Annotated in this window: 20 protein-coding genes; 9 read left to right on the top strand and 11 right to left on the bottom strand. The window is 62.8% G+C overall.

All coding sequences use genetic code 11. The annotated features are described in order from the left end of the window. Positions 1–106: 106 nt before the first annotated feature. Positions 107–322, bottom strand: a complete 216-nt coding sequence (locus ACF8GF_RS07015) for a DUF2970 domain-containing protein (protein WP_020193229.1) — start codon at positions 320–322, stop codon at positions 107–109. Positions 323–433: 111 nt separating this feature from the next. Beyond that, on the bottom strand, positions 434–4,141 hold the full coding sequence (metH, locus tag ACF8GF_RS07010; protein ID WP_010953333.1) for a methionine synthase: 3,708 nt from the start codon (positions 4,139–4,141) through the stop codon (positions 434–436). Between the two features lie 182 nt (positions 4,142–4,323). Between metH and ACF8GF_RS07005 the strand changes: the two genes are divergently transcribed. From ACF8GF_RS07005 to ACF8GF_RS06985, 5 genes are all read left to right on the top strand, one after another. Continuing rightward, on the top strand, positions 4,324–6,624 hold the full coding sequence (locus tag ACF8GF_RS07005; RefSeq protein WP_176683988.1) for a fatty acid cis/trans isomerase: 2,301 nt from the start codon (positions 4,324–4,326) through the stop codon (positions 6,622–6,624). A gap of 194 nt (positions 6,625–6,818) precedes the next feature. Beyond that, on the top strand, positions 6,819–7,853 hold the full coding sequence (locus tag ACF8GF_RS07000) for an acyltransferase (RefSeq protein WP_209964938.1): 1,035 nt from the start codon (positions 6,819–6,821) through the stop codon (positions 7,851–7,853). A 58-nt stretch (positions 7,854–7,911) separates the two neighbouring features. After that, the gene (nfuA, locus tag ACF8GF_RS06995; protein ID WP_003250416.1) at positions 7,912–8,496 is read left to right on the top strand and encodes a Fe-S biogenesis protein NfuA; all 585 of its coding nucleotides are present in this window, start codon (positions 7,912–7,914) and stop codon (positions 8,494–8,496) included. A gap of 196 nt (positions 8,497–8,692) precedes the next feature. After that, positions 8,693–9,301 carry an SCO family protein gene (locus tag ACF8GF_RS06990; protein ID WP_176683900.1) on the top strand — a complete coding sequence of 203 codons (609 nt, stop codon included), beginning with the start codon at positions 8,693–8,695 and terminating at the stop codon, positions 9,299–9,301. Further along, positions 9,302–9,784, top strand: a complete 483-nt coding sequence (locus ACF8GF_RS06985; RefSeq protein WP_209964943.1) for a copper chaperone PCu(A)C — start codon at positions 9,302–9,304, stop codon at positions 9,782–9,784. It abuts the gene before it with no gap. Between the two features lie 50 nt (positions 9,785–9,834). On the opposite strand, the gene ACF8GF_RS06980 is transcribed toward ACF8GF_RS06985, so the two are convergent. From ACF8GF_RS06980 to ACF8GF_RS06945, 8 genes are all read right to left on the bottom strand, one after another. After that, positions 9,835–10,062 carry a hypothetical protein gene (locus ACF8GF_RS06980; protein WP_016393610.1) on the bottom strand — a complete coding sequence of 76 codons (228 nt, stop codon included), beginning with the start codon at positions 10,060–10,062 and terminating at the stop codon, positions 9,835–9,837. A gap of 267 nt (positions 10,063–10,329) precedes the next feature. Continuing rightward, positions 10,330–11,175 (bottom strand): AraC family transcriptional regulator, encoded by an 846-nt coding sequence (locus ACF8GF_RS06975; protein ID WP_176683898.1) that lies wholly within the window; start codon positions 11,173–11,175, stop codon positions 10,330–10,332. Beyond that, positions 11,172–11,486, bottom strand: coding sequence for an AzlD domain-containing protein (locus ACF8GF_RS06970; RefSeq protein WP_020193370.1), 315 nt, complete (start codon positions 11,484–11,486; stop codon positions 11,172–11,174). The genes ACF8GF_RS06975 and ACF8GF_RS06970 overlap by 4 nt, the downstream gene beginning before the upstream one ends. Then, entirely contained in the window at positions 11,483–12,175 is a 693-nt protein-coding gene (locus ACF8GF_RS06965; RefSeq protein WP_176683897.1) for an AzlC family ABC transporter permease, read from the bottom strand. Before ACF8GF_RS06965 ends, ACF8GF_RS06970 begins: the two co-directional genes overlap by 4 nt. A gap of 147 nt (positions 12,176–12,322) precedes the next feature. Then, positions 12,323–13,018, bottom strand: a complete 696-nt coding sequence (locus ACF8GF_RS06960) for a sel1 repeat family protein (protein ID WP_176683896.1) — start codon at positions 13,016–13,018, stop codon at positions 12,323–12,325. Positions 13,019–13,156: 138 nt separating this feature from the next. Continuing rightward, positions 13,157–14,239, bottom strand: a complete 1,083-nt coding sequence (locus ACF8GF_RS06955) for a hypothetical protein (RefSeq protein ID WP_176683895.1) — start codon at positions 14,237–14,239, stop codon at positions 13,157–13,159. 39 nt (positions 14,240–14,278) lie between these two features. Next, complete coding sequence (locus ACF8GF_RS06950; RefSeq protein WP_209964947.1) at positions 14,279–14,905, bottom strand: LysE family translocator; 627 nt, start codon at positions 14,903–14,905, stop codon at positions 14,279–14,281. 2 nt (positions 14,906–14,907) lie between these two features. Then, entirely contained in the window at positions 14,908–15,696 is a 789-nt protein-coding gene (locus ACF8GF_RS06945; RefSeq protein ID WP_176683893.1) for a YqcI/YcgG family protein, read from the bottom strand. 160 nt (positions 15,697–15,856) lie between these two features. On the opposite strand from ACF8GF_RS06945, the gene ACF8GF_RS06940 reads away from it, so the two are divergent. Beyond that, positions 15,857–16,777 carry a LysR substrate-binding domain-containing protein gene (locus tag ACF8GF_RS06940; RefSeq protein WP_176683892.1) on the top strand — a complete coding sequence of 307 codons (921 nt, stop codon included), beginning with the start codon at positions 15,857–15,859 and terminating at the stop codon, positions 16,775–16,777. On the opposite strand, the gene ACF8GF_RS06935 is transcribed toward ACF8GF_RS06940, so the two are convergent. After that, entirely contained in the window at positions 16,758–17,654 is an 897-nt protein-coding gene (locus tag ACF8GF_RS06935; RefSeq protein WP_176683987.1) for a LysR family transcriptional regulator, read from the bottom strand. The genes ACF8GF_RS06940 and ACF8GF_RS06935 overlap by 20 nt on opposite strands. A gap of 117 nt (positions 17,655–17,771) precedes the next feature. On the opposite strand from ACF8GF_RS06935, the gene ACF8GF_RS06930 reads away from it, so the two are divergent. The 3 genes from ACF8GF_RS06930 (at position 17,772) to ACF8GF_RS06920 (ending at position 25,889) form a co-directional block, all read left to right on the top strand. Further along, positions 17,772–18,962, top strand: a complete 1,191-nt coding sequence (locus tag ACF8GF_RS06930) for an MFS transporter (RefSeq protein WP_176683891.1) — start codon at positions 17,772–17,774, stop codon at positions 18,960–18,962. A 66-nt stretch (positions 18,963–19,028) separates the two neighbouring features. Next, a complete protein-coding gene (locus tag ACF8GF_RS06925) occupies positions 19,029–21,389 on the top strand; it encodes a DNA polymerase II (RefSeq protein WP_392488667.1) in 2,361 nt (786 codons plus the stop codon). A 78-nt stretch (positions 21,390–21,467) separates the two neighbouring features. Then, positions 21,468–25,889, top strand: coding sequence for an NEL-type E3 ubiquitin ligase domain-containing protein (locus tag ACF8GF_RS06920; RefSeq protein ID WP_392488666.1), 4,422 nt, complete (start codon positions 21,468–21,470; stop codon positions 25,887–25,889). Positions 25,890–25,961: the final 72 nt, after the last annotated feature.

The raw sequence follows: 25,961 nt of genomic DNA, 5'->3' as shown, positions 1-25,961 counted from the left end.
TGGACACGCATCGGGGGTTGGACAGCGGATCGGTGATGGACACAGGTCGGTGGTTGGACACAGGCCGTCGTAGGAGCGGGTTTACCCGCGAAGAGGCCGGCACAGGTTAGCGGGTCAGGTGCAGGGCCAACTGCACCAGCCCGATCAATACCGCAATGAACACCAGGGTGAACAGCCCCCCCAGCGCAATGAAATGGCTGGCCTTGCCGTGGGTGAAGTCGCGTGCGCGGTTTTTGCCGCTTTGCACGCCGAAGGCGGCAGCGAGGATGCTGTGCAGCATCTGCCAGAAGGTCGGGGGTTTGCCCTGGCTGGAATCGTCCATGGTGGCTCCTGGGGAAATCAGAGGCAATCAGGGACAGTGTAGGCAATGGTTGCGAGGTTGCCTGTGCCGGCCTCTTCACGGGTATACCCGCGAAGAAGCCAGCGCAGTCGTTTAGCTGTCATACCCCAGGTTAGGCGCCAGCCAGCGCTCGCTCACGCTGATGTCCTGGCCTTTGCGCGCGCTGTAACGTTCGATCTGGTCCTTGTCGACCTTGCCGACGGCAAAATACTTCGCCTGCGGGTGGGCGAAGTACCAGCCGCTGACCGCCGCCGCCGGGAACATCGCGAAGTGCTCGGTGAGGTATACCCCGCTCGGCCCGGTTTCACCGATGGCAGTGCCATCGAGCAGGCGGAACAGGGTTTCCTTTTCGGTGTGGTCGGGGCAGGCCGGGTAGCCCGGAGCAGGGCGGATGCCGCTGTACTGTTCCTTGATCAGCGCCTCGTTGTCCAGGTGCTCGTCGCGGGCATAGCCCCAGTGCTCTTTACGCACCTGCTCGTGCAGCCATTCGGCACAGGCTTCGGCCAGGCGGTCGGCCAGGGCCTTGACCATGATCGAGCTGTAGTCGTCGCCCTTGTCCTGGTAAGCCTTGGCCACTTCCTCGGCACCGATGCCGGCGGTGGTGATGAAACCACCTACGTAGTCGGTAACGCCGCTGTCTTTCGGTGCGACGAAATCGGCCAGCGACCAGTTGGGCTTGCCGTCCGGCTTGATGGTCTGCTGGCGCAGGTGGTGCAGGGTGGCCAGTGCCTGGCCGTCTTCGCCGTAGACTTCGATGTCGTCATCGTCCACCTGGTTGGCCGGCCAGAAGCCGAATACCGCGCGGGCGCTGATCAGCTTCTCGTCGATCAGTTTGTCGAGCATCTCGCGGGCATCCTTGTACAGCGCCGTAGCGGCCTCGCCAACCACCTCGTCGGTGAGGATGCGCGGGAACTTGCCGGCCAGGTCCCAGGAGATGAAGAACGGGGTCCAGTCGATGTACTCGGCCAGGGTGCGTAAATCGATGTCCTCCAGCACCTTGACGCCGGTGAAGGAGGGCGCCGTTGGCTGGTAGCCGGCCCAGTCGTACTGCGGCTTGGCGGCGATCGCCTGGGCGTAGCTGAGGCGCTCGGTACGGGCGCTGCGGTTGGCGGTACGCTCGCGCACGTCCACATATTCCAGGCGGGTCTTCTCGACAAAGCCCGGCTTCAGTTCTTTGGACAGCAATTGGGTGGCCACGCCGACCGCGCGCGAAGCGTCGGTGACGTAGATGACTGCGTCGTTGCTGTACTTGGGCTCGATCTTGACCGCCGTGTGCGCCTTGGAGGTGGTGGCGCCACCGATCATCAGCGGCAGTTCGAAGCCCTGGCGCTGCATTTCGCGGGCAACGTGGACCATTTCGTCCAGCGACGGGGTAATCAGGCCGGACAGGCCGATGATGTCGCACTTCTGCTCGCGGGCCGTCTGCAGGATCTTCTCCGCCGGCACCATCACGCCAAGGTCGACGATGTCGTATCCGTTACAACCCAGCACCACGCCGACAATGTTCTTGCCGATGTCGTGCACGTCGCCTTTTACCGTGGCCATCAGGATCTTGCCCTTGGCTTCCGGTTTGTCGCCTTTCTCGGCTTCGATGAACGGGATCAGGTGAGCAACGGCCTGTTTCATCACCCGGGCTGACTTGACCACCTGCGGCAGGAACATCTTGCCCGCACCGAACAGGTCGCCGACCACGTTCATGCCGTTCATCAGCGGGCCTTCGATCACTTCGATGGGGCGCGCGCACTGCTGGCGGCATGCTTCGGTGTCTTCGACGATGAACGCGGTAATGCCTTTTACCAGCGCGTGCTCCAGGCGTTTCTCCACCGGCAGCGAGCGCCACTCTTCGTTTTCCACTTCCTTGGTTGCGCCGCCGCCCTTGTAGTCGTCGGCGATGGCCAGCAGTGCATCGGTGCCATGCGGGGTGCGGTTGAGCACCACATCCTCGACCTTCTCACGCAGCTGGGCCGGGATCTCGTCGTAGATCTCCAGCTGGCCGGCGTTGACGATACCCATGGTCAGGCCGTTCTGGATCGCGTGATACAGGAACACCGAGTGGATCGCCTCACGCACCGGGTTGTTACCACGGAACGAGAACGACACGTTGGACACACCGCCCGAGCTCAGGGCGTGGGGCAGGTGGTCGCGGATATAGGCACAGGCTTCGATGAAGTCGACGGCGTAGTTGTTGTGTTCTTCGATACCGGTGGCGACGGCGAAGATGTTCGGGTCGAAGATGATGTCTTCTGGCGGGAAGCCCACTTCGTTGACCAGGATGTCATAGCTGCGCTGGCAGATTTCCTTCTTGCGCGCTGCAGTGTCGGCCTGGCCGACTTCGTCGAAGGCCATGACCACCACGGCAGCACCATAGCGCTTGCACAGGCGGGCGTGGTGCTTGAACTGCTCGACGCCTTCCTTCATGGAAATGGAGTTGACGATGCCCTTGCCCTGGATGCACTTGAGACCGGCTTCGATCACTTCCCACTTGGACGAGTCGATCATGATCGGTACACGCGAGATGTCCGGTTCACCCGCGATCAGGTTGAGGAACCGGACCATGGCCGCCTGGGAGTCGAGCATCCCTTCGTCCATGTTGATGTCGATTACCTGGGCGCCGGCCTCGACCTGTTGCAGGGCGACTTCCAGGGCTTCGGTATAGTTCTCTTCGCGGATCAGCCGGGCGAACTTGGCGGAACCGGTGATATTGGTGCGCTCACCGACGTTGACGAACAGCGACTGGCGGTCGATGGTGAACGGCTCCAGGCCCGACAGGCGGCAGGCCTTGGCGATTTCCGGAATCTCGCGCGGCTTGTACTTGGCCACGGCTTCGGCAATGGCCTGGATATGCCCCGGCGTGGTACCGCAGCAGCCGCCAATGATGTTGAGGAAGCCGCTGGCAGCGAATTCCTCGACCACCGCAGCCATCTCGGCCGGGGTTTCGTCATACTCGCCAAAGGCGTTCGGCAGGCCGGCATTGGGGTGGGCGGACACATGGGTATCGGCCTTGGTCGCCAGCTCTTCCAGGTACGGGCGCAGGTCCTTGGCGCCCAGGGCGCAGTTCAGGCCCACGGAAATCGGCTTGGCGTGACGCACCGAGTTCCAGAACGCTTCGGTGGTCTGGCCCGACAGGGTACGGCCGGAGGCGTCGGTGATGGTACCGGAGATCATGATCGGCAGTTCGACGTTGTCGTCCTCGAACACTTGCTGCACGGCGAAGATCGCCGCCTTGGCGTTGAGGGTGTCGAAGATGGTCTCGATCAGGATCAGGTCGGCGCCGCCCTCGATCAGGCCGCGGGTGGCCTCGATGTAGTTTTCTACCAACTCGTCGAAGGTGACGTTGCGGAACCCGGGGTCATTGACGTCCGGGGAAATCGAGCAGGTCCGGCTGGTAGGGCCGAGCACGCCGGCGACGAAGCGCGGCTTGTCCGGCGTCTCCAGGGTCTTGGCATCGGCAACCTGGCGAGCGATGCGCGCGCCTTCGACGTTCAGTTCGTAAACCAGTGACTCCATGCCGTAGTCGGCCTGGGAAATCTGCGTGGCGTTGAAGGTGTTGGTTTCGAGAATATCGGCACCGGCATCCAGGTAGGCCTTCTCGATGGCGGCGATCACGTCCGGGCGGCTGAGCAGTAAAAGGTCGTTGTTTCCCTTCACATCGCTTGGCCAATCGGCAAAACGCGTGCCACGATAGTCGTGTTCCTCTAGACGGTAGCTTTGGATCATAGTACCCATGCCGCCGTCGAGGATCAGGATGCGCTCTTTGAGTGCGTTCTGGAGTGCTTGAAGACGAGCGCTGCGGTCGGACATAGGAACTACCTGGTCGGGCGAATAACAGAAGGTGCCGAATCATAACAAAGCTGCGCGGTTTTTAGGCATGTCGCCCATTTGCATGAAAACTGCTCATGTTGGACGGGCGCTGACAGCGCAAAGCACCCAGGATGACCAGGCAACAAATCGTGATGGCTTTCAAGAACCAGGACTTTCCGCACATGGTGCATCGTATCCTTGCCGGCGCCTTTGCCCTGCTCATCAGCGGCGCGGCATTCGGGCAGGCCCCCCAGTCGAGCCCGGCTATCTCCTACACCCGGGACATTCAACCGATCTTTACCGAGAAGTGCGTGGCCTGCCACGCCTGCAACGACGCCGCCTGCCAGCTGAAGCTGGAAAGCCCTGAAGGCGCTGTACGCGGGGCCAGCAAGGTCCCGGTGTACCAGGGCGAGCGGAGCAAGGCGGTGCCCACCACGCGGCTTTTCTACGACGCACACAGCGAAGAGCAATGGCGCAAGAAAGGCTTCTACTCGGTGCTCGACAACCAGGGCGGTCAGGCCGCGCTGATGGCGCGCATGCTGGAGTTGGGCCACAAGACCCCGCTTACGCCCAACGCCAAGCTGCCCGAAGAGATCGTCCTGGGCCTGAGCCGCAACAATATGTGCCCGTTGCCCCATGAGTTCGACGCCTATGCCGGCGCACATCCCAAGGAGGGCATGCCGCTGGCGGTGACCGGGCTGACCGACGACGAATACGCCACCATGCGCCGCTGGCTGGCGGCCGGTGCGCCGGTGGAGTATCAGCCGATCCAGCCGAGCGCGGCCGAAGCCAGGCAAATCGCAGAGTGGGAAGAACTGCTCAACCGCCCGGGTTCCACCGAGGCGCTGGTGGGTCGCTGGCTGTACGAGCACCTGTTCCTGGCGCACATCTACTTCGTTGGCGGCGAGCAGGGCCACTTCTTCCAGTGGGTGCGCTCGCGCACGCCAAGTGGCAAGCCGGTCGATATCATTGCCACCCGCCGCCCCAACGACCCACCGGGCACGGACTTCTACTACCGGTTGATCCCGGTGCAGGGTGTGATCGTGCACAAGACGCATATCACCTACCCGATGGGGCCTCAGAAACTCAAGCGCGTGAAGCAGCTGTTCTACGCCGGCGACTGGCATGCCACCGCGCTTCCGGGTTACGGCCCGCGCCACCGGTCCAACCCGTTTGAAACCTTCGAAGCGATCCCGGCAGTGGCGCGTTACCAGTTCATGCTGGATAACGCCGAGTACTTCGTGCGCACCTTCATCCGTGGCCCGGTGTGCCGCGGGCAGATTGCCACTGACGTGATCCGCGACAACTTCTGGGCGCTGTTCCAGGAGCCGGCCTTCGATCGCTACATCACCGATGCCGAGTACCGGGGCGAGGCCACGCCGTTGCTGGCCATGCCTGGCCAGATCGATGACGTGGGCAGTGTGCTGAGCCTGTGGCACGCCTATCGGGACAAGCGCAACGACTACGAGAAACTGCGCCGTGAAGCCTATGCCGAAATGCCGGCACCGAGATGGTCGACGCTGTGGGCCGGTAACGACAATGCGCTGCTGAGCATCTTCCGCCACTTCGACAGCGCATCGGTGACCAAGGGCCTGGTGGGTGATGTGCCGCTGACCGTGTGGCTGTTCGACTACCCGTTGTTCGAGCGCACGTATTACCAGTTGGCGGTCAACTTCGATGTGTATGGCAACGTTTCGCACCAGTTGCAGACGCGCCTGTACTTCGACCTGATCCGCAATGGTGCCGAGGTCAACTTCCTGCGCCTGATGCCGGCCGACCAGCGCAAGGCGATCCTTGGTGACTGGTACCAGAACAGTGGCAAGGTGAAAATGTGGATGGATTATGAAGACATCGACACCGACACCCCGAGTGGCATCAAGCTCGACCCGCGCAACCCCAAACGCGACTTTGGCCTGAAGCTGCTGCAGCGCACCGGCAGCCTGAATGCCGCGCCGGACCCGATCAATCGCTGCCAGGGCGCGTTCTGCTCACGGCCGCAGATCAGCGAAGAGTTCCGCAATGCCGAGCAGTCGCTCAGCCGGCTGGTGTCGCGCCCGGCGGCCGGGCTGAAGGTGATCAACCAGTTGCCCGAGGCGACCATGCTGCGTATCGAAGGGCAGGACGGCCAGCGTCAGGTGTACAGCCTGCTGCGCAACCGCGCGCACAGCAACGTGGCGTTCCTGCTGGGTGAGGCTTACCGCTACCAGCCGGGGCTGGATACCCTGACCCTGTACCCCGGTGTGCTCACCAGCTACCCGAACTTCATCTTCAACATCCCGACCAAGGATGTGCCGGAGTTCGTCGAGGACATGGAGTATGCGAAAGATGACGCGGCGAAGTTCGAGCGCATTGTCATGCGCTGGGGTGTGCGCCGCAGTCACCCAGCGTTCTGGCACTACTTCCACGATCTGAACAGCTATATCAAGGAGACCGAACCGGTCGAAGCGGGCGTGCTGGACATGAACCGCTACGAGAACCTCTGATCGGGTTGGCTGACTTTTCCGAGTACCTTGCGGTCGGAACGGGTGGGTGGTCTTGATCGATTGCAAAGGGGGCTGCTTTGCAGCCCTTCGCGGGTGAACCCGCTCCTACAACAGGTACGGCGCTGCCATCAAGGCTGGCGCCGGCTTCTGCACTCGATACGGGCCTCAATGCACCGCCAAGCGCAGGGTATTCCATGCTGTATTCGCTTCAGGCACTGCGGGCGTTCGCCGCCTGGGTGGTGGTCTGCCACCATTTCATGCAGATCTTCTTCGACTTCCACGCCACCGGCCCCATCGGCCAACTGCTTGCAGACCGCGGCGCCGTAGGTGTCGACATCTTCTTCGTCATCAGCGGGCTGGTCATCTACCTGTCGACCCGCGACAAAGCCATCGAACCGCGCCAGTTCCTGCTCAATCGGGCGCTGCGCATCGTCCCGGCCTACTGGTTCTACACCGCCCTGATGGCCATGTTGCTGCTGGCATTCAGCCAATGGATGCCACATCAGGCGTTTGCCTGGCCGCACCTGTTCCTGTCGCTGCTGTTCATTCCGGCGGAAAACCCCGGTGGTTATGGCCTGTACCCAACCCTGAACGTGGGCTGGACGCTGAACTTCGAGATGTTCTTCTACCTGCTGTTCGGCCTGGCCTTCCTGGTACGCCAACGGCATCACCTGCTGTTGGTGACTGCCGCACTGTTGCTGGTCAGTGAGGGGCTGGGGCGCATGGGCGTGGTCAGCCGCTTCTACAACAACGACATCATCTACGAGTTTCTGCTGGGCATCGGTGTGGGCGTACTGTATCGCCGCGGACTGATCCGGCAGGGCAGGGTGTTGCCGCTGGCGTTGTTGGGGATGGCGGGCCTGGCGATCTACTATCTGGACGCGTCCCAGCGCTTGCTGTACTGGGGGGTGCCGAGCGCGATGATCGTCCTGGCCTTCGTGGCCATGGAGCCGCTGTTCCAGGGCAATCGGCTGCTCAAGGCCCTTGGCGACTGTTCGTACTCGGTGTACCTGATTCATGTGCTGGTGCTGTATGCCGGTTGGTTCGCCACCCAGCGGCTACAGCTGAACCCGTTCCTGACATTTGCCCTGTGCGTGCCGTCCATTGGACTAATGTCGTGGTTCAGCTACCAGTGGCTGGAGCGTGGCCTGTACCGGCGAATGCAGGCCTGGCTGACGGCGCAACGGGGGCCGGCCCCGGAATATGCGCTTTCCCGAGTCAATTGCTAGGACTTTGTTCAAAGGCCGGGTTGGCGTACACTTGGCCGCAAGTCTGTGAGGAACCTACATGAGCGCTATAACCATTACCGACGCCGCCCATGACTACCTGGCCGATCTGCTCTCCAAGCAGAATACGCCCGGCATCGGCATTCGCATTTTCATCACCCAGCCGGGCACCCAGTACGCCGAAACGTGCATCGCCTACTGCAAGCCGGGCGAAGAGAAGCCTGACGACACCGCCGTGGGTCTGAAAAGCTTCACCGCGTACCTGGATGCAGTCAGCGTGCCGTTCCTGGAAGACGCGCTGGTCGACTACGCCACCGACCGCATGGGCGGCCAGCTGACCATCAAGGCGCCAAACGCCAAGGTGCCGATGGTCAACGAAGACAGCCCGATCAACGAGCGTATCAACTACTACCTGCAGACCGAGATCAACCCCGGCCTGGCCAGCCATGGTGGCCAGGTGAGCCTGGTGGACGTGGTCGATGACGGCATTGCCGTGCTGCAGTTCGGTGGGGGCTGCCAGGGTTGCGGTCAGGCCGATGTCACCCTGAAGGAAGGTATCGAGCGCACCCTGCTCGAGCGTATTCCGGAGCTGAAGGGCGTGCGCGACGTGACTGACCACAGCCAGAAAGAAAACGCCTACTACTGAGTTGAAGGCGGCTCCCTTAGCAACAAAGTGTTACGGTTTCAACCCCTGCGACAACAGGCCGCAGCCCGTATTCAAAGGGCTGCAGGCCATCCCCGCGTTGGTCGGGTAGAACCCCTCTGGGTGTCATGCCAGAATGCCCCGGTTTTTCGACCGGCCCGTCCCGAGGGCCGGCACCTTCCCTGTAAAGGATGGTTTCATGAATGATCTTTTGACCCGGCGTTCGGTTGTCGCCGGCATGGGCGTTCTCGGGCTTGGCCTGCTGGCAGGCTGCAGCCCGGCCCGGGGGCTCGAGTTCAAGTACGGCAAGAACATGAGCAACGAAATCCTCGGGCGCAAGTTCAGCCTCAAAGACCCGCAAGGTAACGTGCGCACCCTGTCGAGCTTCTACGGCAGCATGCCGATGGTCTTCTTCGGCTTCACCCAGTGCCCGGCCGTCTGCCCGACCACGCTGGCGCGTGCGGCGCAGATTCGCAAGCTGCTGAGGGGCCGCGACCGCGACCTGTTCCAGGTGGTGTTCATCACCCTGGACCCGGAGCGCGACACGCCCGAGGTGCTCGATGCCTACCTCAAGGCCTTCGACCCGACGTTCACCGCGCTGACCGGCACCCCCGAGGAAATTGCCGCCGTGGCCAAGGAGTTCAAGGTGTTCTACGAGAAGGTTCCGGCCGGAGACACCTACACCATTTCTCACTCGTCCACCAGCTACGTCTACGATACACGTGGCACCCTGCGCCTGAGCCTGGGCCATTCCTTGAACGCCAAGGAATGCGCCGAAGATCTGGTCACCCTGATGGAGATCTGCTGAATGTCGATGCAACCGATCAAACGCGGTTTGACTGCCCTGGTACTGATGGGGCTGGCGCTGCCGGCCCTGGCCCAGACCACCGTGAGTGATGCCTGGGTGCGTGCCAGCGTGCCGCACCAGCAGTCTACCGGTGCTTTCATGGTCCTGACTGCCAGCAGCGACAGCAAGCTGGTGGGCGTGGCTTCGCCCGTGGCCAAGACCGTGCAGGTGCACGAGATGACCATGAACGGTGACGTGATGGGCATGCGTGAGGTCAAGGCTGTCGAGTTGCCAGCCGGCAAGGCAGTGACCCTGGACCCGAATGGCCTGCATGTCATGCTGATGGGCCTGCACAATCAGGTGAAGGAAGGGGAGAAAGTGCCACTGACCCTGACCATCGAGGATGCCAAGGGCGCCAAGGAAACCCTGGAAGTTCAGGCACAAGTGCGTGCACTCAACGCCGAAGCGGGTGGTGGGCATGATCACATGCACATGAACCACTGACAGATCAAAGGGCCGCGTTCAGCGGCCCTTTTCTTTTTCAACTGTGCCTTTCAGCTACGAAAGCGCGGCAGCGGTCTGTCGAGGGTCAGCGACGTCAGGGTCTTTCGAACCTGGGCCTCATCGGCCTCCAGTGCCTTCAGGCTAGCGCGGATCTTGCCGGCGGCGGGCACATCGCCCTGCCGGTCGATCCAGTCGGCAATCTCCTTGCAGGCACTGCTCAGACAGGCCTGGCGCTGGGTCATCAGCGACAGAAGGGTGGTGAGCTCTCTTTCGGACATGGCAGGATCCTCCGTTCAGCCTTGTCAGTGTAGCAGAGGGTTGGCCAGGCCCTTGCGACCTTTACAAGGCGCGCTGCGGCAGCTGCCAGTGGCTGCTCCCGCGGCTCAGTCACAACTCGTTACTTATAAACAGCATGTTTAAAGTTGATGCTCGTTCCGTGCGAGGGATTCAAGGCTCGGGATCTGAAAGTGCCTGTTGAAGTGCTCAACTGCACAATCTGGTAGCTGCTGGCGGGTCTGCATGCTCGAGAGGGCGCTGCCGCCCTTTCACGCGCGTAGGGCAGAGTGAACGCAGGCTTGCCGATACGCCCCCGGGGTCACCCCATAGGCTTGCTTGAACTGCCGGCTCAAATGGCTCTGGTCAGCAAAGCCGAGGTCGAACGCCACTTGCGAAGCGGCCAGGCCGTGCTTCAGCATTTCGCGGGCGCGGGCCAGGCGGCGTTGCTTCAGCCAGGCATGGGGTGGCAGTCCGGTGGCCTGGCGGAACACCCGGGCGAAGTGGAACGGCGACAGGTTGACTGCTGCCGCCAGCGTTTCCAGTGAGGGCGGGTCGGCCAGTTGGCTTTCCAGCAGTTCGCGGGCGCGGGCTACGGCCAGGGGTTCGTGGCCAGGGGCCGAAGGCTCGGCGCACTGCCCGTGCCGCTGGACCAGGGCCAGCACCGCCTGGCGCCAGGCCGTCTGCTGCTGCAAGGCGCTGGCGCTGGCTTCGGACAACTGATGCAGCTGGCTGAAGGCGATGGCCAGGGCCGGGTCATGGATCACGCTGTCCTTGAAGCTGGGCATGCCGTGGCGGCCCAGTTCCAGTTCGTCAAGCACACCGGTCACCCGCTCGTGCTCGGGATAGAAGCCGCGATAACGCCAGCCGGCTTCATGGGCCGTAGCGCCGGTATGCAGTTCGTCGGGGTTGATCAGCACCATGCTGCCGACCGGTGCCAGGTGCTCGCTGCCGCGGTGCCAGAAGCGCTGGGCGCCCGACTCGATCACGGTGAATACATAGCCCTCGTGCACATGCGGGGCAAAGCGCTGCTGATAGTAGCGAGCGTGCAGCATCTCGACGTCGCCAAGGGCTGGCGCCTGCCAGAGGTGTGTCTGCTCGGGCAAGGGCATGCTCATGCCAGCCAGCTGCGCAGAAGGAAGAAGATCAACATGCTCACCAGCATGCTCAGCAATACGCTGCGGGTCAACAGCACCAGGGCGATGGCCACAAGGGAGCCCAGCAGGTAGGGGTTGAGCAGGCTCAGGTTGAGCTGGTGGTCAGCCATGAAGATGATCGGGCCGCAGATGGCGGTGAGCATGCCCGGCACGGCAAAGCCGAGAAACTGCCGGGCATTCGAGCTCAGGCGCAAGGGCAGGCGTGGCTCCAGGAACGCGTAGCGGTTGAGGAACACGATGGCACCCATGGCGAAAATCAGGATCCAGGTCATGCGCGGGCTCCGGCAAATTTCTGGCAGATGAACCCGGCGCTCATGCCCAGCAGGCCTGCGACCACCAGGGCGGTTTCCCAGTGCCAGTAGCTGAACAGCACCGAACAGAACAGCGACACGGCTACGCACACCACGGTGGCCAGGTTGCGTACCAGCGGCGCGATCAGGGCGACGAAAGTGGCGACAATGGAGAAATCAAGGCCGAATTGGTCCAGGTGTGGAATGTTCTGGCCCAGCAGTATGCCGGCCAGGGTGAACAGGTTCCAGGCGATGTAGAAGGTAAGGCCCACCCCCAGGGCATACCAGCGGTTGAATTGCTGCTGGTCGTACTGGCTGGTCAGGGCGAAGAATTCGTCGGTCAGCAGAAAGCCCAGGCCGAGCCGCCAGCGCAAAGGCTGGCTGGACAGCACTGGGCGCATCGACAGGCCATACAGTAGGTGCTGCGAGGTCAGCAGCAGGGTGGTGAGCAGGATAGATACCAGGTTGGCACCCCCTTTGAGCATGCCAATGGCCACCAACTGCGCGGCACCGGCGAAGACGATGGCTGACAGCCCTTGCCCTTGCCAGGCACTGAGGTTGGCCTCAATGGCCATGGAGCCGGCCAGCAGGCCCCAAGGGGCAACGGCCAGGGACAACGGGATAATGGCAATGGCGCCGTGAAGAAAGGCTTGGCGGGCGATGTGGGGCATGATGGCTGCATTACGGCTACGTGGCAGGCCAGCATGACAGACGGTGCAGGGGATGGCTTGAACGATCTTGCTGACCGACGTGTGTTCGCCCCAACCTCAGTGGCCACCTGACAACAGGGCCGCAAAGCGGCCCCGAATGAGCCTGGGTTATGGGCGGCTGGTCAGCAGCTGGTGCGCCGTTGCGCAGCCATTGATGTCTACGGCTTTCTGCAGCAGGCTCGTGCGGTGCTGTGGGTCGAGGTCGCCAAGCAGGCGGTACACCTCGGCCTGGTAGTCGCGCTGACGCCCCCACAACATTTCCAGGCCTTGTGGCCGGCTGCGGTTGCAGGCCAGGCGTGTGGCCGGTTGCGGGTAGTAGGGGGCGTACACGGTGGCCATGCTGGGGATGGCCTCCAGCGCTGTACGGTACTCGCTGCTGACGTTGTAGGGCCGGCACCAGGTGGCGATGGCTGGCGCCGGCGCGGCAAACCCCTGTTTGAGGCTGGCTTCGAGCAACGGGCAGGCGGCCTCCGGGATTTGCGCGGCGGGCAGGTACGTCATGTAGTACAACGCCAGGCGGTACTGTGCGACCGGGTGGCCAAGCGCTACCGATTTTTTCAGCAGGGCAACCGCTGTCGGCAAGGTGTGAGCCATGGCCTGGCCCTGGCGGCTAAGCTCAGGGTCACGCCCCACTGCTGTGCGCAGCGTGCTGGCAGCGTCGCTCTGGTCATCGGCCTGCTCCAGCAGCGGCAAGGCCTGCCGGTAGAGCAAGTCGGCATGAGGGTCGATGCGTACCTCCAGCGCTTGTGCGGCCAGCGGCATCAGCGCAGCCAATAGCGGGGGCAGGCGCCGCACAAGGCTCACAGGCAAACCCCATGGGAGGCCAGGTACGGAAGGACGGCTTCGGTGTTCATGGCGGTCAAGCGTGCGCCTCGGGCAAATCGTAACGACGACGTATTCTAGCCACCCAAGGGGGGTTGCCGAAAGACCACCCGGCAACTGTCAGACGAGCTTGATCGGCGTGACCTTGCGCTGCGCATGTTTTTCCTGGGCCAGCCCAAGCTTGGCGGTGATCACCTTGGCCAAGGCATTGTTGCCCAGATCGTTCAGGTGCAGGCGGTCGATGAACAGGTCGGCGCTGAACACTGGCGAGCTGTCGAGCATGCAGTTCATGTCGTAGCAGGGCACCGGGTCGGCCTGGCTTTTGATGCGGCGGAAAAATGCCGAATGCAACTGTCTGTCGAATGCGCCCTCCAGCAGCCGGTCGAAGTTCGCCGGTTGTTGCTGCAGCGCGGTCAGCATGGCTTGCTCGCCGGCGGGCAGAGTATCCCGGCACCAGGGCAGCAAGGGTTGCAGGATGAAGGTGAGCGTGGCGTGGCTGTCTGCCAGGAGGCGGTCCCATTGGCGCAAGGTACGGCCGATGTTGTCGGCGGCACGGGCCAGTCGTTTTTCCGGGGGCGACAGTGGCCAACTGACCGGAGCTGCGACCACGGGAGGGGCCAGCGCCTGGCCGATGCGCCGCCACAGCGACTGCCGACGGGGTGGTGCGCAGGGCTGCAGGCCTTCGCTGAAACTGTTGAGAAAGGCCTGGTAGGCCTTGGCGTGCTGCGGGTCGTTGGTCCCCGCGAGGACTTCGCGCAGGGCTTCGTGGGCCAGGCTGTTGAGGCCGCTGAGCACCACCACATGGCCAAGCTGGCCAAGGCGGTGCTGGTGGGTCAGGAACATCATCAATTCCTGGCTGGCATTGAGCCCGCAGCCGGCCAGGCTCAGCCACACTTCGCCCGTGAGCATCGACAGGTGCGAGGCCACGGTGTGTTCGTCGGAGCTGGCGCCGATGCCCAGGGCTGTGGAGCCGCCGACCAGCAGGTTGATGCGCGACGCACCACCGTGCTCGGCCGCTGAAAAGCGCTTGCCGGCGCAATGGCTGTAACGCAAGCCAAGGGCATCGGTGTTGATGGTGCCGGAGCGGTAGCCGGTTTCGTGCACATGCAGGGTATAGGGTGCACGGCGACTGCCCAGCAGGAGAAAACGCTGGTAGTCCTGCTGCAGCGGCGAAGGAGACGGGCGCGTGTCAGTCGTGGTCATGGTCTCTCCTTCGCTGATGCCGGGTGCTTAGCAGCAGGTTCAGGCCGCCAGTTCCTTGAGGTTGTACAGCAGGCCGCCGCCGGCGATCAGCAGCAGGGCGACGCCCGAGGCCAGGCTGATGAGGCGGTTGCTGCGCTGCGAAGCGATCTTGCCGATGGCGAAGATGTACAGGCTGAGCACGGCGAAATCGATGGCCACCCACAGTAGCGACAGCACCACCATGCTCTTGCCGAACGATTCGGTGATCTGGATGAACTGCGGGAAGAAAGCGATGAAGAAAATGATGTCTTTCGGGTTGGAAATGCCCACCATGAAGCCTTGCATCAGCCCGCCGCGCCCAGCCTTGGGGGCCTCGCTCGTCGCGTCTGACGCGGGTGCCTGCAGGGCGTCCCTCAGCGTGCCGATGGCAATGTAGCCGATGAACAGGCAGCCCAGCAGGCTCATGGTGCTGAGCCATGCCTTGTCGATGGCGGCGCTGGTGAGGATGATCCAGGCTGCCGCGCCGATCAGCACCAGTGATGCCCAGTTGGTGCCGACGGCGGTGAACATGGCCTTGCGCGAGCCGGAGGCGGCCGCAGTGTTGACGATCAGTGCCACCACCGGGCCGGGAGTGGCGATCAGTAGCAGCACGGTGAGGGCGTAGGTGGCGGTGAGTGCGGTATTCACGGTCAGTTCTCGATCAGTATGTCGGGTGTCGCCTGGTGTGCGGCATGGGCGTGGAACGGGCAGCGTGACGGGTTGAGCGAGCCTGTCTCCTGCAGTTGATACTGCTTCCACTCGTAGTTGTCGGTATCGCCGAAAAAGCCAAGGGTGTCGGGCACAACGCCGTCGTTGTAGTGATGCACGCGCTCGCGAATGCGCTCGCGGATGCGCTTGCCACTCTCGGTGTTGGCGTTGGCCACTTCGTCGAAGTTCTCCCGCGGGTTGATGACGAAGGTGATGTGCTGGCCCAGATTGCGGCTTTTCATCTGCTGATGGCCGGGGAAGTTCATGTTGATGAACAGCGGCATGCCGGCATAGCAGAACGACCAGCCGGTATCGTCGGGATCGGTCGGGATGCCTTGAGGCCAAGGGTGCGGGTCGCGCGCATGCACGCCGCGCAGTACCTTCCAGGCCAAGGCCTGCTGCTCGGCCAGGCTGCTGCCGGCTGCGGTTTCGAGAAACACCACCAAAGGGCTGCCGATGCGCTGCTTGGGGGCGATCGGTGCGACGGTGCGCACATAATTGGCCAGGCCCTGTGCGATATCATCAGCCAGTTGCTCGGCGCGGGCGAAGAGAATATGGCAGGTTTCGCCGTTTACCGCCTTGCGGCCGAACAGGCAGGGGAATTCGGGGTTGGCGAGAATACTGCGAAAGTGTTCTATGGTTTTGAACGTCCAATGTTGCATGTTGTAACCATGTTCAGTGGCGAGCTCCAGCGCATCCAGGCGATAGCAATTTCCATATCCCGTAAACATGATTTCCCCAGGCGTTGATTTAAGTGAACGTTCCAGTCACATGCAGGCAGGATCTTGGTTATGTTTGTTATTTACCTGCATTTTCCGAGACGCTCTTGACGTTGTAAAACGCGTGGAGTTATGACCTACTATTAGTCTTACTCATGCTCGGGACACCGCCATGTCGGAACGGATTCAGGCCTTGCACGCGTTGCGTGCCTTCGAGGTGGCCTCTCGCTATGGCTCATTCACCCGTGCGGCTGAAGAGCTGGCCCTGACTCAGGGCGCCGTCAGCCACCACATCAAGACCCTCGAAGCCCTGTTCGGCTGCGACCTGTTCGAGCGTCGGGGCCCCAAGCTGAGCCTGACCGAACACGGCCGTCTGCTGGCTCAAGAGCTGAAGGTCGGCTTCAAGATCATCGAAAATGCCTGCGCACTGCTGCGTCAGGATCGCTACGGCCTGCGCCTGAAGGCGCCTTCCACGCTTACGGTGCGCTGGCTGCTGCGGGCGCTGGATGCGTTCAAGAAGGTCGAGGACAACTGCAGTGTGCAACTGTCCAGCGTGTGGATGGATATCGACAGTGTGGACTTCTATTCCGAGCCCTACGATTGCGCCATTCTCCTGGCCAGCGGGCGTTTTCCCGCCGATATCGAGAGCTTCAAGCTCTTCGATGAATGGCTGATCCCGGTATGTCATCCGGATTACATGTCACAGGTGCAACCGCAACTGTCCGACCTGCCCCGATGCGAGTTCCTGCACCCGTCACCCGACCGGCGTGACTGGCGGCGTTGGCTGGCGCGAATGGATGCGCTGGACATCAGCATCGACCAGGGGCAGGTGTTCGATACCCTCGACCAGGGCATATCGGCCGCCCAGCAAGGCTTGGGTATTTCAGTGGTCGATCTGGTACTGGCCAGCACCGACCTGGCCGCCGGGCGCCTGGTCACGCCTTTCAAGCATGCCGTGGCCACCGGCGACGGTTACTACATGACCTGGCTCAAGGCCAGCCCAAAAGCGCGGCAGATGCACAAGCTGCGTGACTTCCTGCTCGGCCAGGTACCGCCGCTGGCCTACAAGGACATCAACTACCTGTACGGTTGAACACCCGATCGAGCATGAAATCGATGAATACCCGCAACTTTGGCGGCATCTGCCGCCCGGACGGCCACAGCAGGTAGAAGCTGCCGCGCCGTTCCATGAAGTCGTCGAGGACACTGACCAGTGAGCCATTGCCCAGTTCACGACCCACGTTGAAGTCCGGCAGACAGGTAATGCCGCGGTGGTTCAAGGCAAAGCAGACGCGTGTTTCGACGTGGTTGCAGACCATCGAGATGGGGATGTCATAGGTTTGCTCGGGGTGCTCCTGGCGCAGCGGCCAGGTTTCCAGCTTGCCGTTGCTGGGGAAGCGATAATGCAGGCAGGTATGCGCCGCCAGGTCGCGTGGGTGCAAGGGTGTGCCACGTTCGCGCAGGTACTCGGGCGAGGCTACCAGACGGTGCTGAAAGTGCCCCAGGAATTTGGCGCTGAGCCGAGAGTCCGCCGGCTGCCCGCCGCGCATCACCACATCGAAGCCTTCGCCGACGATATCCACCATGCGGTCGGAGAAGTCCAGGTCCAGTTCAACCTGTGGGTACAGGGCCATGAACTCGGCAAGTGCCGGCATTACCAGTCTGGTCACCTGCGGCATGCTCACCCGCAGGCGCCCGCGTGGGGTTTCGCTGGCCTGCGACAGCTCCTGCTCGGTAGCTTCGATTTCGGCAAGGATGCGCCGGCTGCGTTCGAGGAACATCGTGCCCTCGGCGGTGAGGGTGATGCTGCGCGTGCTGCGGTGGAACAGGCGCACGCCCAGGCGGCTTTCCAGGCGCGCCACGCGCTTGCCCACTGCCGAGGCACTGATCCCCAGTGACTGGCTGGCGGCAACGAAGCTGCGTGTTTCGGCCACCCGGTTGAAGACCACGAAACCGCTGAGGCTGTCCATGTCCCACTCCTGATTGCGGACGCTGATGTCCTGGGTGAGCGGCATTGTAACCGTCTTTTTCCGCAATGGCCTGGTCTTGCAGACTGTCCGCCTCGTTTCCCACTCAAGGCGTTTGCAATGTCCCAGACATCTTCCCCACCGTTGCTGGCCGCCAGCAACGAACGTCTGCCCGTTGGCGGGCTGCTGGCGCTGGCCATGACCGGTTTCATCGCCATTCTCAGCGAAACCCTGCCTGCGGGTCTGCTCGACCAGATTGCCGATGGTATGCACATCAGCCAGGCCATGGCTGGGCAATGGGTCACGGCGTATGCCTTGGGCTCGTTACTGACCGCCATCCCGTTGGTTACGTTGACCCAAGGCTGGTATCGGCGCCGGGCGCTGTTGCTGGCGATCATCGGCTTCGTGCTGTTCAACGGGCTGACGGCCTTGTCGAACTCCAACACGCTGACCCTGGTGCTGCGCTTTTTCACGGGGGCTGCGGCCGGCCTGGCATGGGGCCTGATCGCTGGCCATGCCCGGCGCATGGTGCCGGTACCGTTGCAGGGCCGGGCCATGGCGCTGGCCATGCTCGGGCAGCCGATTGCCTTGTCGCTCGGCTTGCCGATTGCGACCTGGCTGGGGGCAGGGTTGGGCTGGCGCGCGACGTTCGTGGTCGTCACGCTGGTGGCGTCGCTGCTGGTGGTATGGGTGTTGCGATCCGTACCGGACTACCCGGGGCAGGCTGCCGGCAAGCGCCCGGCGGCCATGCAGGTATTGCGCACGCCGGGGGTGTTGATCGTATTGCTGGTGATCCTCACCTGGATCCTTGGCCATAACATTCTCTACACCTATATCGTGCCGTTGCTGGCGGCAGCCGGCATGGCTGCGGACATTGGCCCTGTGCTGATGGTGTTCGGTCTGTCGGCGCTGGCCGGGATCGGCCTGGTAGGGCTGCTGGTCGACCGGCACCTGCGCAAGCTGGTGTTGCTGAGCCTGGCCGGTTTTGCCTTGGCCACGCTGGCATTGGGGCAGGCATCGTCGTGGCTTGTGTACTTGAGCATCGCCTTGTGGGGAATGACCTATGGTGGTGCCCCGACCCTGCTGCAGACAGCGTGCGCCGACGCCGCAGGCCCGGGTGGTGACGTAGCGCAGTCGATGCTGGTGACGGTGTGGAACTGCGCCATTGCCCTGGGCGGGATCATTGGCGGCTTGCTGCTGGCTGGGGCGGGCGTTGAGTGGTTTGGCGGGGTGGTGCTGGTGTTGATCGCCTTGGCCTGGCTGCTGGCCGTGGCCGGGCGCAGGAGCGGTTTTGTGGCGGGGTGGCGCTAAAACACTCATGCCAGGCACGACACAGGTAGAATAACGCCATCTACAGACAATCCAGAGGTCGACGCAGTGGAGTTGCAGCAGGGTTTTGTCCTGACCCGGCACTGGCACGATACGCCGGAAGGCACCTGCGTGGAGTTCTGGCTGGCCACCGATGCCGGGCCGCGGCTGTTGCGGCTGGCGGCGCAGGAGTCGGTGGCCTTCATTCCTCAGGCGCAGGCCGAGCATGCCCGTGTGCTGCTGGCCAACGAAACCGGGACCCAGCTCAAGCCACTGCGTCTGAAGGACTTCGAGCATCGCCCGATGCTCGGCCTCTATACCCGCCAGCATCGCCAATTGATGCAACTGGAGCAGCGTCTGCGTACGGCCGGTATCGACGTGTTCGAGGCCGATATCCGGCCGCCGGAGCGTTACCTCATGGAGCGCTTCATCACGGCGCCGGTGCAGTTCACTGGCCAGCCGGATGCGCAGGGCGTTTACCGGGAAGCCCAGCTCAGGCCGCTACCAGGCTATCGCCCGGCGCTGCGCCTGGTGTCGCTGGATATCGAGACCAGCGAGCGTGGTGAGCTGTACAGCATCGCGCTGGAGGGCTGTGGCCAGCGCCAGGTGTACATGCTCGGCCCGGCCAACGGCGATGCCAGCGGGCTTGACTTCGACCTGGAGTATTGCGCCGATCGCGCCGCCTTGATCACCCGGCTCAACCAGTGGATGGCCAGGCATGACCCGGACGCGATCATTGGCTGGAACCTGGTGCAGTTCGACCTGCGCCTGCTGCATGAGCACGCCAAGTCGTTGCAGGTGCCACTGGCCCTGGGGCGCAACGGTGCGGTCATGACCCTGCGCAGCCATGCCGGTGGCGGCCATGTCTTCGCCGATGCGCCGGGGCGGCTGCTGATCGATGGCATCGAGGCGCTGCGTTCGGCTACCTGGAGTTTTCCCTCGTTCAGCCTGGAGAACGTTGCCCAGACCCTGCTGGGTGAAGGCAAGTCCATCGACACGCCGTACCAACGCATGGACGAAATCAATCGCCGCTTCGCCGAAGACAAACCGGCCCTGGCGCGCTACAACCTGAAGGACTGCGAACTGGTCACGCGCATTTTCGCCCATACCCGGCTGCTCGACTTCCTGCTCGAACGTGCGTCGGTGACGGGGTTGGCCGTGGACCGCAGCGGTGGGTCGGTAGCCGCGTTCTGTCACTTGTACATTCCACAGATGCACCGCCTTGGCTTCGTCGCGCCCAGCCTTGGCAGCCGCCCAGACGAAGCCAGCCCCGGCGGCTTCGTCATGGATTCGCGGCCAGGGCTTTACGACTCGGTGCTGGTGCTGGACTACAAGAGCCTGTACCCGTCGATCATTCGTACCTTTCTGATCGACCCGGTAGGGCTGATCGAAGGCCTGCGTCAGCCTGACGACGCACATTCGGTCGAGGGCTTTCGCGGTGGGCGTTTTTCACGCACACAGCACTGCCTGCCAGCCATCGTCGAACGGGTGTGGCAGGGCAGGGAAGCGGCCAAGCGCGAGGGCAATGCGCCGCTGTCACAGGCCTTGAAGATCATCATGAATGCCTTCTACGGAGTGCTTGGCTCCAGCGGTTGCCGTTTCTTCGACCCGCGCCTGGCGTCGTCGATCACCATGCGCGGCCACCAGATCATGCGCCAGACCAGGTCCCTGATCGAGGCGTGCGGCTACGATGTGATCTACGGGGACACCGACTCCACCTTCGTCTGGCTCAAGGGCGCCCATGCCGAGGCAGACGCGGCGCGCATAGGCCGCGAACTGGTGGCAAAGGTCAACCAATGGTGGCAAGCCCATCTGCACGAGACCATGAACCTGCAGAGCGCCCTCGAGTTGCAGTTCGAGGTGCATTACCGGCGCTTTCTGATGCCCACCATCCGCGGTACCGACGAAGGCAGCAAGAAGCGCTATGCCGGCCTGGTGCAGCGGCCCGACGGTGATGAAGAAATGGTTTACAAGGGCCTGGAATCGGTGCGCACCGACTGGTCACCGCTGGCCCGGCAGTTCCAGCAGGAACTCTACGGCCGCGTGTTCCGCAGCGAGCCCTACCGTGATTACGTGCGCGAGTATGTGCGGCGCACGTTGGCGGGCGAGCAGGACGAACTGCTGGTTTATCGCAAGCGCCTGCGTCGCCCGCTGGCCGATTACCAGCGCAACGTGCCGCCGCATGTGCGTGCCGCACGCCTTGCCGACGACTACAACAAGCGTCTGCAGCGCCCTCTGCAGTATCAGCGAGGGGGCTGGATCAGCTATGTGATCACCACCGCCGGGCCTGAACCGCTGGAAAACCTGCAGGCACCGATCGACTACGATCACTACATCAGCCGTCAGCTAATGCCGGTGGCCGACGCCATCCTGCCCTTTGTCGGCGATGATTTCACGCGCCTTACCGACCATCAGTTACTGCTGTTCTGAACGGGTGGTAGATAGCTAGGCGTCAGCATGACGCAACAGTCTTCAGACTCGGTCCTCCATGTCGTCGCGGAGGCAGAGATGCAGAACAATAGCAGTCAACCATCGGCTGTGGTCGATACCCTTGCCATGGCACAAGCATGCCAGGATCACTACATCGCACAGCGGCTGCCGGCCTGGATGAAGCGGCTGAGCATGGCCGAATTCACCCTGCTGAGCGAGGCGCTGGCTGAACTGCTGGCCTGCCGCGCAGGCTTGTCGTCAGCGCTGGCGCGGCTACGCAACCTGAATGCATTTACCCAGCCCTTGCTGCAGCAGGCGCTCGGTGCCCACGGCGACCTTGACGTCGATCGCCTGTACTTTCGCCAGTGGTACACCTTTCCCTCACACACGATCCATTATGTAACCAGTCGGCTTCCGGTTGTCGGTAGCGACTACTACGACATTCCTCTGCTCGAAGCCGCTTTGAGCAATTTCACCGCGGAACAGCAGCGCGACCAGCCACAGGGCAATTGTCTGGTGAGCGTGCGCGGCGCAGAGCGTCGTGAACTGTCTGCAACGGGCTTCGCCAGGCTGTGTCGAGCGCTGGATCTTGGGCAGAAATACCAGGCGCATCTGGATTCGGTACTCCAGCCCGAAGTCAGGGGATTGCTGACACGCCGGCAACGCTACAGCATGCTGGTGGATGCCCTGCAAGCCAGGGCGCAGGGCGTATTGAGCGCAGACGAACTGCAGTGGGTGGTGGCGCTGTGCACCAAGGACACGCTCGGCAAGCTCGAAGGCGCATCGGTTCGCGTGCGACAGTTGGCGTTGTTCGGCTGCCGCTTGCAGGAGATCGTCGTGCTGGACGTGATCGACGCGGGCGTGTTGTTCAACACCAGCAAGCGCGTGCTGGTCTATGTGCCGGGTGACCCGCGCGGCCCCTGGAGCGTGCGCAGCGACCTGGAAGATTACGCCCGCCGGGTGCTTGGCAAACGCCTGCGCGAAGATGACTACCGGCGTTTCTTCAACCGCTTCGTGCGCCGGCGCGATAGCCAGCGATTCTTCTCGGCTGTCAGTGAGCGCCTCGATGACGTGCCCGGCTGGGCAACCCGGGACCTTGATGAGCAGACCTTTGCCTATCGCCTGCCACTGTTCGAACACCTTGCTGACGACTGGATTGCGCGGATCAAGGACGATGCTGCGGTCATCGCCCCGCCCGTGGCCTTGCTCGATCGCGAGGTCCAGGCCGAACACGCCCGCCGTTTGCGTGCTGAAGGCTGGACCCTGTTGGGTGTTGCAGGGTTCTTCGTTCCGGGCATCGGCGCGGTGTTGCTGGGGGTGATGGCCTGGGAACTGCTTGAGCAGACGTTCCAGGCTGTAGGGGACTGGCAGGACAACGAACGCAATGCGGCACTGGCGCACCTGCTGAATGTAGGCAAGGGGCTGCTGGCTGTCGGGGCAACCGTTGCCGTCGTTGCCACGGCCCGGCGCGCCTGGAGCGTGGTGGACAAGCTGGTACCCGCGCAGCTGGAAAACGGTGGGGAAAAACTGTGGAACGCAGACCTCAGCCCCTATCGCTGCGAAAGCCCGCCAGACACGGCGGAGCCGGACATGGAGGGTATGCACCGCCTGGGCGAGCGCCGCTGGATCAGCATGGACGGGCACTGGTATGAGATGACCTGGCACGACCACGATGAACAGTGGCAATTGCTCCCTTATCAGGGCTATGCGCCGCCGCTGCGTCACAATGGGGCCGGTGCCTGGCGGCTGTGGTGCGAGCAGCCCGCCGAGTGGGGCGACACACGTCAGTTGTTCCGCCGCCTGGGCGGGCCCTTCAGCGACCTTGACGATGCGCAGATCGACCGGTCGCTGGTGATCCATGGCCTCGATGATCAGCACCTGCGAGCTTGGCATGTGTATGGCCGACCGCCGGAGGCAGCGTTGGTCGATACCGTCACGCGCGTGCGGCTCGCTGGCAGGATTGGTACGTTGGTCAACCAGCTGCGCGAGGGCGGTGTAACTGCAGACCCGCAACTGCTGGAGCGGGTCATGCGCCTTCCACAAGCCGCCGGCAAGGACGGAGCAGCGTTAGCCGATGTGGCTTGGATCGGGCGACGAGAACTTCTACAGGCGGTGTACGAAGAGCAGAATCCCGACACGGAAACGGGCCGTCTCTTACGGCAGAATTTTGCCAGCCTGCACCGCTTGGCCGCGGATGAGGTGCTGCGCGATGCCAGCGAGGATGACCTGCAGCTTTTACGTGAGACGGGGCGTGTGCCGTTGCTGATGGCCGAGGCAGCAAGGTTGCAGGTTGCGCGAATCCGAATGGCGCGTGTGTATGAGGCGCTGTGCATCGATACGCCGCAAAACCTCGACCTGGCGCGTGTGGTCCTGAATCTGCTGGTGCATGTGCCGGGGGCTGGCGGGCCGGGGTGGCGATTGTACGACGGTGATGCCAGCGAGCCGTTACTGACGGTCGAGGGATCGACGCAGACGTTTGACTTGCTTCATCGTCATGGGTTGTTCCGCCTGCGTGCCCGAACGCACACGGTTGTCGGTGAGAGGGGCGAGTTGTTCGAGACCTTGGCCGCAGCCTATGACGACGCATCGCAAGCGGCCATCGGCCAAGGCCAGCCCTTTGTGCCTGCGCTGCGCCAGGCGCTGGCCAACGTGGCTTTCGACCAACGCCAGACCGTGGTGAACCTGCTCAGGCTGGAACAGCCGAGCGGCTCGTTTCTCGCGCCGCAACGTCTGGCTGATGGCCGGATTGGTTACCCCATGGCGGGCGGCAGGCTCTGGGGGGCGTCAGGGCGAAACAGGCCAAGGGCGCTTCAGGCCCGGTTGCGAGACCTGTACCCGGCCTTTACCGACGAACAGATCGGGCGCTGGTTGGCCTCAGGTGACGCGCAGGCCAGGTTATCTATGCTGGAGCAGCAATATGGGGTGCTCAAGAGACACTTGACCCAGTGGGCACGCAGTGCCTTGCTGTCACCAGAACTGGCCGCCCGGCGTGAGTTCAGAAAGGGGCTGATCAACTGCTGGCGCTGTCTTGTGCCGGAATTGCAAGGGCAAGCAGCACTGGAGGACGGGCGCTTCATGCTGACCCAGACCATCAGCCGCTTGCGCCAGCTGCCGGTCCTGCCCGCGCAAGTGGGCTTTCCCCACGTCTCGATCCTGGCCTTGCGCGCCATGCGCGTGGAGCACGTTCCGGACGAGTTTCTGCGGGCGTTTCCCAACTTGCGCAACCTGGAAATCACCAACTGCCGACTCACGCGTTTGCCATTGCCTCTGATGCTTGTCCAGAGGCTGGAGGTACTCGACTTGTCTGGTAACCAGATCACGCTCGACCAAGGCCAGGCGTTGGTCTTGGCAGATTGCCGGTCCCTGGTGTACCTGAACCTTTCGGACAACCCGTTGCGCAGGGCATTTTCCGTCCAGGCAATGATCGAGCTGAATGCCCTCTACCTGTCGAACACTCAGTTACCCGAGTGCCCCTACGGGCTGATGGACGCGCCAGAACTGCACACCCTGAACCTCAGCGACAACCGTATTTCTGAACTGCCCGAGGGTTTTCATCAGTCGCAGTTGTGGCGTTCGGGCAGGGTCGAGCTTTCCGGCAATCCGCTGGGGGCAGCATATGACGGGGTTTCAACCTGGCATTTGCTTGAGGCCAGTCGCGTGCCTTACCGGTTGCGCATTCTGGATGCGTTGCCTGGCGAACGTCGAGATGAAATGGCGGCACTGTGGGCCCATCTGGAGGCCGAGGAGCAATCGGAAGAGTTTTTCAATACCCTGTCGATGCTGACAGAATCCGGCGCCTTCAGTTTCTCATCGACTGCATCCGCGCTGGCGGCCCGTGTGTTCGACATGCTCCAGGCGATGTCTGAGCATGATGCCCTCAGGCAAGAGCTGTTCGAGCACGCAGCGGCGACCGGTTGCCAGGATAACGCCACCGCGCGTTTCGCCGACCTGGAACTGCGAGTGATGATATGGCGCACGAGGCACAGCGGATCTGCCCGGCCTGAACGGGCCTTGCTGAAGCTCGGTGCCCGGATGTGGCGGTTGGCGGTGCTTGAGCAAATTGCCGCTGAACATGCTTATCGGGTGGGGGCGGGTGCTGAATCGATCGAATTCGCCTTGGCCTATCGAATCGGCTTGCGCAAGTCTCTGGACTTGCCTGCCCAACCCGGTGAAATGCTTTATGCAGGGATCCCTGCCTTGAGTAATCAGGACCTTCTTCTGGCCCGTGAAAGGATCCTGGCGCGACAGACTCGGGAGGGCATTGCTGATTACCTGTCACGCCAGTGGTTCTGGCAGGACTACTTGCGCAAGGCCTCCGCGGTTCGCTTGCAAGTGCCCCAATCCATGCACGCTGAGCTGGAACGGCTGATGGCGCTGGGGAATCGGGACGAGGAAATCGCGCGGCTGCAGATCCGCAATCAGCAACGCGAGCATGCGGTGTTGCTGCAGTTGACGCTGGAGGCGCTGGACCGGAATACGGTGCAGCGTCCGCTCAGCTAGCGGGTTGGCGGTTGTCTGATTGCAGGCATTAGCTATATAGCGCCTGGCGGGGAGCAGGCAACCTAGTCTGGC

It is taken from the genome of Pseudomonas sp. yb_5 (assembly GCF_043103865.1).
Taxonomy (GTDB): Bacteria; Pseudomonadota; Gammaproteobacteria; order Pseudomonadales; family Pseudomonadaceae; genus Aquipseudomonas; species Aquipseudomonas putida_Y.
The sequence above is the reverse complement of the archived record's forward strand: the minus strand, read 5'-3'. Positions and strand labels throughout refer to the sequence as shown.

Coding starts and splice junctions, on each gene's coding strand:
- metH (WP_010953333.1), bottom strand. CDS start 4,141: ATGTCCGACCGCAGCGCTCGTCTTCAAGCACTCCAGAACGCACTCAAA.
- ACF8GF_RS06975 (WP_176683898.1), bottom strand. CDS start 11,175: ATGAGCATGCCCTTGCCCGAGCAGACACACCTCTGGCAGGCGCCAGCC.
- ACF8GF_RS06945 (WP_176683893.1), bottom strand. CDS start 15,696: ATGTTTACGGGATATGGAAATTGCTATCGCCTGGATGCGCTGGAGCTC.
- ACF8GF_RS06965 (WP_176683897.1), bottom strand. CDS start 12,175: ATGCCCCACATCGCCCGCCAAGCCTTTCTTCACGGCGCCATTGCCATT.
- ACF8GF_RS06935 (WP_176683987.1), bottom strand. CDS start 17,654: ATGGACAGCCTCAGCGGTTTCGTGGTCTTCAACCGGGTGGCCGAAACA.
- ACF8GF_RS06980 (WP_016393610.1), bottom strand. CDS start 10,062: ATGTCCGAAAGAGAGCTCACCACCCTTCTGTCGCTGATGACCCAGCGC.
- ACF8GF_RS06930 (WP_176683891.1), top strand. CDS start 17,772: ATGTCCCAGACATCTTCCCCACCGTTGCTGGCCGCCAGCAACGAACGT.
- ACF8GF_RS06985 (WP_209964943.1), top strand. CDS start 9,302: ATGTCGATGCAACCGATCAAACGCGGTTTGACTGCCCTGGTACTGATG.
- ACF8GF_RS07000 (WP_209964938.1), top strand. CDS start 6,819: ATGCTGTATTCGCTTCAGGCACTGCGGGCGTTCGCCGCCTGGGTGGTG.
- ACF8GF_RS07005 (WP_176683988.1), top strand. CDS start 4,324: ATGGTGCATCGTATCCTTGCCGGCGCCTTTGCCCTGCTCATCAGCGGC.
- nfuA (WP_003250416.1), top strand. CDS start 7,912: ATGAGCGCTATAACCATTACCGACGCCGCCCATGACTACCTGGCCGAT.
- ACF8GF_RS06940 (WP_176683892.1), top strand. CDS start 15,857: ATGTCGGAACGGATTCAGGCCTTGCACGCGTTGCGTGCCTTCGAGGTG.
- ACF8GF_RS06990 (WP_176683900.1), top strand. CDS start 8,693: ATGAATGATCTTTTGACCCGGCGTTCGGTTGTCGCCGGCATGGGCGTT.
- ACF8GF_RS06920 (WP_392488666.1), top strand. CDS start 21,468: ATGCAGAACAATAGCAGTCAACCATCGGCTGTGGTCGATACCCTTGCC.
- ACF8GF_RS06955 (WP_176683895.1), bottom strand. CDS start 14,239: ATGACCACGACTGACACGCGCCCGTCTCCTTCGCCGCTGCAGCAGGAC.
- ACF8GF_RS06970 (WP_020193370.1), bottom strand. CDS start 11,486: ATGACCTGGATCCTGATTTTCGCCATGGGTGCCATCGTGTTCCTCAAC.
- ACF8GF_RS07015 (WP_020193229.1), bottom strand. CDS start 322: ATGGACGATTCCAGCCAGGGCAAACCCCCGACCTTCTGGCAGATGCTG.